The following is an 8,517-nucleotide window of genomic DNA, read 5'->3' as shown; positions in this document are numbered from 1 at the left end:
GGGGATGACTCGGGCGGCACGGAGAGCAGGGAGAAGAGCGCAATTTGCATCTCCGACCTGCAATAAATGGCAAAAACGGGCTGTATGTCAGATTATATGGCTATCTTTGCAGAAGATAGGCGGCACCTCAGCCATCTAAGCGAGCTTATGGCGTTCGGTTTGCACTATCTTTGCAAAAGACAGCAATACAGTTGACTTAAACAATACAATTATCATGAAACAAAGAAGGACAATATTAGTAATGTTATGCCTGATGCTTGTCACGGGCGTAACGGCAAAGCTGAAGTTGCCGGCAGTGATAACCGATCACATGGTGATACAGGCCGGCGAGGCAGTAAACGTATGGGGTTGGGCCGACAAGGGTCAGAAGGTGACGGTGACGATAGACAACCACCGCACCACCGTGCGCACGGCGAAAGACGGCACATGGCTCGCCGTGCTGCCGGCGATGAACTATGGCGGGCCCTACACCATGACCGTGACCACAGGGAAGGAGAGCCTGACCGTGAGCGACATCCTCGTGGGCGAGGTATGGGTAGCGAGCGGCCAGTCCAACATGGAGTTCCGACTGTGCAGCGCCGACAACGCCGAGGAGGCTGCGCTCTCTGCCCACAACAGCGGCATCAGAGTGTTCACGGTGGAACGCACGATGGCAAAGACTCCCCAAGCCGATGTCGTGGGTAGCTGGACGGTATCTACCCCCGAGACGGTGGGCGACTTCACCGCCGTGGGCTACCTCTTTGCCCGCGAACTCGCCAAGCGGCTCAACTGCGCCGTGGGCATCATCAACACCTCGTGGGGAGGCACCGACATTGAGACCTGGATGAGTCCCAAGGCGATAGAGTCGTTCCCCAAATACAACCCGCTGGTAGAAGAGATGCGCACCGCCGACCTCGACGCCCAGGCCAAGCGTTGGCAGGTGCTCAAAGCCAAGTTTGACAAGGCCGTAAGGGAAGAGTGTGGCGAGCGCGATGGCTGGTATCGCACCGACTTTGACAAGAGCGACTGGCAGAGACTTGAAGTACCGGGACTGTGGACCATCGACACGCTCGCCAAGATGGACGGCGTGGTATGGACCACCACCCAGTTTGATGTGCCCGAAGAGTTGACCGGCAAGGAGGCCACCCTCTACATGGGCATGATAGACGATGACGACGTGACCTGGGTCAACGGCCAGCGCATAGGCGAAACCAAGGGATTTACCGTCAAGCGCACCTACACCATACCTGCCGGCGTGCTCAAGGCAGGCAAGAACGAGCTGACCGTGAAAATCATCGACGACCACGGTGGCGGCGGTTGCTACGGCCCGCGCTATCTCTACTTCATCCGCGTGGGCAGCCAGCGCATTCCCATCCTCAAGCATCCGTGGAAATACCGCATCTCTGCCGTCAAAGACCTCGAAGGCTTCGTGCCCGACAATCCCAACAAGTATCCCTCGCGTCTCTACAACGCTATGGTTGCCCCCATCTGCCGTTATGGCATCAAGGGCGTCATCTGGTATCAGGGCGAGAACAATGCTAACCGTGCCCAGGAGTACTACCGCCTCTTCCCTGCCATGATCAACGACTGGAGAGAGCAGTGGAAGCGGCCTGAGATGCCGTTCTATTGGGTTCAGCTAGCCAATTTCATGAAGGCTGTCGACACACCGGCGGAGAGCAGCTGGGCCACGTTGCGCGATGCGCAGAACGCCACGCTCAGCCTGCCTCATACGGGTCAGGCAGTAATCATCGATGTGGGCGAGGCCGACGACGTGCACCCCAAGGACAAGCAGACCGTGGCCAACCGTCTGTCGCTCATGGCTCTCAACCATGAGTATGGAATGCACGATGTCTATTGCGACAGTCCCCAGCCCGTAAGAGCCGAGCGTACTGCCGACGGCAACATACTGCTCACCCTCCGCAACGAAGCCGAGACGCTCGTCTGTCACGACCGCTACGGCTATGCTTGCGGTTTCGCCGTGGCAGGTGCCGATGGCGTCTACCGCTGGGCCAAGGGCGAAGTGGCGGCGCCCAACCAGGTAAGGCTAACCACCCCCAAGGGCGTCGTGCCGATGATGGTAAGATATGCCTGGGGCGACAACCCCGACGACGCCAACCTCTACAACTCTGCCGGGCTGCCCACCACCCCATTCCAAATCAAGGTGGAACCTGCCAAGGTCAAGGCAGAGCCCGCCAAGCCATAAACTACCACGACCGTATAACCCTTGCCGCACATATCTTTCATCCGCGGCAAGGGTTATACCGTCTTTATCACTGGCAGAATAGGTCCCGATGGTAAAAAAAGGGACAATTCTCTTTGTATTGTTTTCGGTTTTCACTACCTTTGTCCACATATTATATATTATAGATGAAAGAATTTGTAATTTCAGAGGTAAAAGCAGAGACTGCTATACTGGTGGGACTCATCACCAAAGACCAGGACGAAGAGAAGACGACAGAATACTTAGACGAATTGGAGTTTCTGGCCGATACGGCTGGAGCGGTGACCGTAAAGCGGTTTACCCAGAAAGTGAACGGCCCCAATACGGTGACCTACGTGGGCAAGGGTAAACTGGAAGAAATCAAGCAGTATATAGAAGACGAAGAAGACAACGACCGGGAAATCGGTATGGTTATCTTCGATGACGAGCTGTCTGCCAAGCAGATGCGCAACATCGAGAACGAGCTCAAGGTGAAGATCCTGGACCGCACGAGCCTCATCCTCGATATCTTTGCCATGCGCGCACAGACCGCCAACGCCAAGACTCAGGTCGAACTGGCGCAATATCGTTACATGCTGCCTCGTCTGCAGCGCCTCTGGACCCACCTTGAGCGTCAGGGTGGTGGCTCTGGTTCGGGCGGTGGCAAGGGAAGCGTGGGACTGCGCGGCCCTGGTGAGACCCAGCTCGAGATGGACCGCCGTATCATCCTGCAGCGCATCACGCTGCTCAAGCAGAGACTGCTGGAAATAGACAAGCAGAAGACTACACAGCGCAAGAACCGCGGCCGCATGGTGCGCGTGGCGCTCGTGGGCTATACCAACGTGGGCAAGTCGACCATCATGAACCTCCTGGCCAAGAGCGAGGTATTCGCCGAGAACAAGCTCTTTGCCACCCTCGACACCACGGTGCGCAAGGTGGTGATAGACAATCTCCCCTTCCTGCTCGCCGATACCGTAGGATTTATCCGCAAGCTGCCCACCGACCTGGTAGACTCCTTCAAGTCGACCCTCGACGAGGTGCGCGAAGCCGACCTGCTGGTCCACGTGGTAGACATCTCCCACCCCGACTTCGAGGAGCAGATAGAGGTGGTCAACCAGACCCTCAAGGACCTCGACTCGGCCGACAAGCCTATGATGCTTGTCTTCAACAAGATAGACAATTACCACTGGGTCGAGAAGGAGGCAGACGACCTCACCCCGATGACCCGCGAAAACGTTACGCTCGACGAGCTGCGCCGTACGTGGATGGCCAAGATGAGCGACAACTGTATCTTCATCTCTGCCCGTGAGCGAGAGAACATAGACCACTTCCGCGATGTGCTTTATCGCAAAATCCGCGAGCTCCATGTTCAGAAATATCCCTACAACGACTTTTTATATCCATCTGAAGAATAAGTATAACTTTTTTATCCATGAACTATGCAGCGACTATTAAGCGAACAGGAGATTAATATCCTGGAACTCAATGGCTGCCAGGCTGAAGACTGGACTGCCGTAAGCGTGAGCGAAGATTTCACGCCCGACTATCTGCGCAACGTGATGTTCTACGGCGACGTCAGCCTTGGCGTCTTCGAGCGTACCATTGAGGTGACCCCCGGCTTCAGCAAGCACTCGGGCATACGCAATGCCACCCTGCGCAATGTGACTATCGGCGACAACTGTCTGATAGAGAACATAGGCAACTACATCAACAACTACACCATCGGAGCCAACTGCTACATCTCCAACGTCTGTGTGATGGAGACCATCGAGGGCGCCACCTTCGGCCAGGGCAACGTGGTGTCGGTGCTCAACGAGGTGGGCGAAGGCAACATCATGATGTTCGGACTCCTGAACAGCCAGTTTGCCGCCTTCATGGTCAAGCACCACAGCGACCATCACCTGCGCGACACCATCTATCGGCTCATACGCGAGGAAATCAACTGCACCATGCCCGACCGTGGCACCATCGGCGAGAGAGTCAAGATTGTCAACACCAAGGAAATCATCAACTCGGTGATAGGGCCCGACTGCGAGATAAGCGGTGCCTCGCGACTCAGCGACTGCACCCTGCAGAGCGTAGGACAGCCCGTCTATATCGGCACAGGTGTAATCTGTGAAAACTCCATCATCTCCGACGGCTCGTCGGTCATCAACTCGGTCAAGATGCAAGACTGCTTTGTGGGCGAAGCCTGCAAGATAAGCAACGGATTTACCGCCTCGCAGAGCATCTTCTTCGCCAATTCATATATGAGCAACGGTGAAGCCTGCGCCGCCTTCTGCGGACCCTTTACCGCCTCACACCACAAGAGTTCGTTGCTCATCGGCGGACAGTTCTCTTTCTACAACGCCGGTTCTGCCACCAACTTCTCCAACCATGCCTACAAGATGGGCCCCATGCATTACGGCATACTCGAGCGAGGTGCCAAGACAGCCAGCGGAGCCTATATCCTGATGCCCGCCAAGATAGGCACGTTCTCCGTGTGCTTCGGCAAACTGATGTATCATCCCGATACGCGTTGCATACCGTTCTCCTACCTCATTGCCTATGGCGACACGATGTATCTCTCGCCCGGACGCAACCTCACCACGGTAGGTCTGTATCGCGACATACGCAAGTGGCCCAAGCGCGACATACGTCCGCTGAGCAAGCACCGCAGCATCGTCAACTTCGACTGGCTCTCGCCCTTCTCCGTCAACGAGGTCATACAGGGCAAAGCCATCCTGGAGCGGCTGCGCGAGGCATCGGGCGACAACGTGTCGACCTACAACTACCACATGTATGTCATCAACGCCGCCTCGCTGCGCATGGGCATCAGCCACTACGACATGGCGCTGCGCATCTATATGGGTGCCGTGGTCAAGCGTGTGCTCAAGCGCTACGGAGCCGTAGAGCCACCCGCATCGACCATAGGCGAAGGTGCCTGGAGCGACCTCTCAGGACTCTTGCTGCCCGAGAGCGAGGAACAGCGGCTTATCGAGCAGATTAAGGACGGCACCCTCGACGACGTGCAGAGCATCATCGACGAGTTTGTGGCCATCGACAGCCGTTATCGCGACTATCAGTGGGCGTGGACTTACAGACTTATACTCGACTATTACCACATAGACCACATCACCCAAACCGACATAGACCGCATACATACCGACTATGTAGAGGCGCGCCGTATGTGGATAAGCGAGATACGCAAGGACGCCGAGAAGGAGTTCAATATGGGCGACGTGGAGCGCGAGGTCTTCGACGACTTCATCAATCTGCTCGACCACGAGATAGACTACGAGAACTGACGCCACTGTCAAAAAGTATGTTAAAATCGTCACAATTCCAGCCGTTCATGCGTCTATTATAATAATAGGTAACAATATTATCATCAAATATCAATATGAACAGAACCTTTATGAGTATGCTGGGCCGCGGCCTGGCTTTAGGTTTGGTCCTGCTGGCCTCGGCACTGCAAGCCATCGCCAAGGACTACAAGTACCAGACCGTGAAGGGCGACCCCATGAAGAGTCGCATCTACACGCTTGACAATGGTCTGAAAGTGTACCTGAGTGTAAACAAGGAGAAGCCACGCATCCAGACCTACATCGCCGTGCGCACCGGCTCGCGCAACGACCCAGCCGAGACCACCGGTCTGGCTCACTATCTGGAGCACCTTATGTTTAAGGGAACCTATCAGTTTGGCACCACCGACTACGCCAAGGAGAAGCCCTACCTCGACGAGATAGAGCAGCGCTACGAGAGCTACCGCAAGATGACCGACCCCGAGCAGCGACGCAAGGCCTATCACGAGATAGACTCGGTATCGCAGCTGGCAGCCCGCTACAACATCCCCAACGAGTACGACAAGCTCATGTCGTCTATCGGAGCCGAGGGCACCAATGCCTACACCAGCAACGACGTGACCTGCTATGTCGAGGACATTCCCTCCAACGAGGTGGTCAACTGGGCCAAAATCCAGAGCGACCGCTTCAAGCACATGGTGATACGCGGTTTCCACACCGAGCTCGAGGCTGTCTACGAGGAGTTCAACATAGGACTCGCGCAGGACAACCGCAAGATGTGGGGAGCACTCAACAAGCTGCTCTACCCCACCCATCCCTACGGCACGCAGACCACCATCGGCACACAGGAGCACCTGAAGAACCCCTCGATAGTCAACATCAAGAACTACTTCAGCCGCTACTACGCACCCAACAATGTGGCTATCTGCATGGCGGGCGACATGGACCCCGACAAGGTCATCGCCACCATCGACCAGTACTTCGGCGACTGGAAGCCCAATACCAACCTCAGCCGTCCGGAGTACGCGCCAGAGAAGCCCATCACCGCCCCACGCGACAGTAGCGTCGTTGGCCAGGAGGCCGAGATGGTGGCTATGGCATGGCGTATGCCCCAGGCCAACAGTGCCGCTGCCGACACGCTCGAGCTCATGGGCCGACTGCTCTACAATGGCAAGGCGGGTCTGATAGACCTCAACCTGGTACAGCCCATGAAGATCATGGGTGCCTATGCCGGCTACCAGGGTCTGCACGACTACGGCAGCTTCAACCTCATCGCCATCCCCGTAAAGGGACAGAAGCTCGAAGACACCCGAGCCCTGCTGCTCGACCAGATGGAACGACTGAAGAAGGGAGAGTTTGACGACAATCTGCTCGCATCGGTCATCAACAACTACAAGGTGCAGCAGTATCGCGCCCTGGAGAGCAACGACTCGCGCGCCGACATGTTTGTAAACGCCTTCATCAACGACCAGAAGTGGGAAGATGTGGTGACCAGCCTCGACCGCGTGTCGCGCATTACCAAAGACCAGATTGTGGCTTTTGCCAACCGCTACTTCTCGCCCGAGAGCGTAGTGACCGTCTACAAGCGTCAGGGTGTAGACTCTACGCAGAAGAAGATAGACAAGCCAGCCATCACCGCCATCCCCAGCAACCGAGAGTATCAGAGCCAGTTCCTCACCGACATCAAGAACGCTAAAGTGGAGCCCATCCAGCCCCAGTTTGTAGACTTCAAGCGCGACCTCACCTTCGCCAAGACCAAGAAGGGACTGCCCATCATCTACAAGCACAACACCGAGAACGGACTCAGCACCATGGTAATGCGTTGGGAGTTTGGCTCATCGGCCGACAACCGCTACCCCATTGCCACAGACTACCTCAGCTACATCGGTACCAAGAGCAGGACGCTGGCCGACATCAACAAGGAGCTGTACCAGCTGGGATGCCAGACCCGCTTCAGCGTGGGTACATACAACCTGAGCCTCATCATCAGCGGTCTGGACGAGAACCTGCCCAAGGCGCTCGCCATAGCCGAGGACATGATGCACAACGCCAAGGCCGACAAGCAGGCCTATGACGACGTGGTAGGTCTCTATGTCAAAGACCGCGAAGACAGCAAGAAGAACCAGCGCGCCAACTTCAACGCCCTGCGCGCCCTGGCTCAGTATGGCGAGTACAACAGCCAGCTCAACCGGATGAGCATTGACCAGATGCGTGCCACCGACCCACAGACCCTGATCGACCTCATCAAGGCACTGCCCGGATACAAGCACGAGATACTCTACTATGGCCCACGCAGCGTCAAGGACCTTACAGCCATCATCGACAAGCAGCACGCCACTCCCAAGAAGATGGCTGAGCCGCTCAAGAACCGCGACTACATGGAGCAGACCACTCCACAGAACGAGGTGTGGATTGCGCCCTACGACGCCAAGAACATCTATCTCGTAATGTATCACAATGAGAACAAGTCGTGGAACCCCGACGAGGCAGCAGTAAGCTCCCTCTTCAACGAGTACTTCGGCGGAGGCATGAACACCGTAGTCTTCCAGGAGCTGCGCGAGGCACGCGGACTGGCATACAGCGCCAGCGCGTTCTACAACAACTCGCCAAAGCCCGGACATCCAGAGTACGGAATTACCTATATCATCTCGCAGAACGACAAGATGATGGACTGCATACGCACCTTCAACGAGATACTCGACACCATCCCGCAGAGCGACAAGGCGTTCAACCTGTCCAAGCAGGCGCTCACCAAGCAGCTGGCAAGCAACAGAGTCACCAAGTTTGGTGTCATCAACGCCTATCTCGAAGCCCGCTTCAAGGGTATCGATTACGACCTCAACGAGAAGATTTACCAGGCACTGCCCGGCGTGACCCTCAAGGACGTGGTCGACTTTGAGCAGCGCACCATGGCCAAGAAGCCCTACCGCTACATCATCCTGGGCGACGAGAAGAGCCTCGACATGAAAGCCCTCGAGAAGATTGGCCCCATCCACCGCGTGACCACCGAGCAGATATTCGGTTATTAATATCCACACGTTACCCTATAACGAC

General features: G+C 56.2%; 4 protein-coding genes. All 4 read left to right on the top strand.

The genetic code is table 11. The features are described 5' to 3' along the window. The first annotated feature begins 214 nt into the window (after window positions 1-214). The 4 genes from CIK92_RS07585 (at window position 215) to CIK92_RS07570 (ending at window position 8,492) form a co-directional block, all read left to right on the top strand. A complete protein-coding gene (locus CIK92_RS07585; RefSeq protein ID WP_094388684.1) occupies window positions 215-2,182 on the top strand; it encodes a sialate O-acetylesterase in 1,968 nt (655 codons plus the stop codon). A gap of 164 nt (window positions 2,183-2,346) precedes the next feature. Continuing rightward, the gene (gene hflX, locus CIK92_RS07580; RefSeq protein ID WP_094388683.1) at window positions 2,347-3,594 is read left to right on the top strand and encodes a GTPase HflX; all 1,248 of its coding nucleotides are present in this window, start codon (window positions 2,347-2,349) and stop codon (window positions 3,592-3,594) included. Window positions 3,595-3,618: 24 nt separating this feature from the next. Continuing rightward, window positions 3,619-5,466: a DUF4954 family protein gene (locus tag CIK92_RS07575; RefSeq protein WP_094388682.1), complete on the top strand. Its 1,848-nt coding sequence runs from the start codon at window positions 3,619-3,621 to the stop codon at window positions 5,464-5,466. Between the two features lie 95 nt (window positions 5,467-5,561). Then, entirely contained in the window at window positions 5,562-8,492 is a 2,931-nt protein-coding gene (locus CIK92_RS07570; protein ID WP_094388681.1) for a pitrilysin family protein, read from the top strand. Window positions 8,493-8,517: the final 25 nt, after the last annotated feature.

Origin of the sequence: Prevotella sp. P4-67 (assembly GCF_002251325.1) — a bacterium.
Taxonomy (GTDB): domain Bacteria; phylum Bacteroidota; class Bacteroidia; order Bacteroidales; family Bacteroidaceae; genus Prevotella.
The sequence above is the reverse complement of the archived record's forward strand: the minus strand, read 5'-3'. Positions and strand labels throughout refer to the sequence as shown.

Bases quoted from the DNA above. Each gene is read 5' to 3' on its own strand.
- CIK92_RS07570 (WP_094388681.1), top strand. From the start codon at position 5,562: ATGAACAGAACCTTTATGAGTATGCTGGGCCGCGGCCTGGCTTTAGGT.
- CIK92_RS07585 (WP_094388684.1), top strand. From the start codon at position 215: ATGAAACAAAGAAGGACAATATTAGTAATGTTATGCCTGATGCTTGTC.
- hflX (WP_094388683.1), top strand. From the start codon at position 2,347: ATGAAAGAATTTGTAATTTCAGAGGTAAAAGCAGAGACTGCTATACTG.
- CIK92_RS07575 (WP_094388682.1), top strand. From the start codon at position 3,619: ATGCAGCGACTATTAAGCGAACAGGAGATTAATATCCTGGAACTCAAT.